Genomic DNA, 237 nt, shown 5'->3' with positions numbered 1-237 from the left:
CGAGCACAAGCTGGGCATCCACGCCTCGCCCACCTGCGTCATGAGCTATGAGGGCGCGACGGCCGAACTGGTCGGCCAACCGAACCAGGGCCTAGCCCACATGTTCGTGATGATGAACGCCGCCCGCCTGGCCGTCGGCGTCGAGGGTGTCGGCGTCGCCGAACGCGCCTATCAGCACGCCCTGGCCTATGCGCTGGACCGTCGTCAGGGCCGTTCGGTCTGGACCGGAGAGGCCAA

1 protein-coding gene is annotated in these 237 nt (G+C 68.4%); it reads left to right on the top strand.

Annotated features, from left to right (window positions below; genetic code table 11):
• On the top strand, positions 1–237 hold a 237-nt coding region (locus CVH10_RS24300), incomplete at both ends, for an acyl-CoA dehydrogenase family protein (RefSeq protein WP_369336025.1).

Origin of the sequence: Halomonas sp. ND22Bw, from assembly GCF_003011945.1 — a bacterium.
Classification (GTDB): Bacteria; Pseudomonadota; Gammaproteobacteria; order Pseudomonadales; family Halomonadaceae; genus Halomonas; species Halomonas halophila.
The sequence above is the reverse complement of the archived record's forward strand: the minus strand, read 5'-3'. Positions and strand labels throughout refer to the sequence as shown.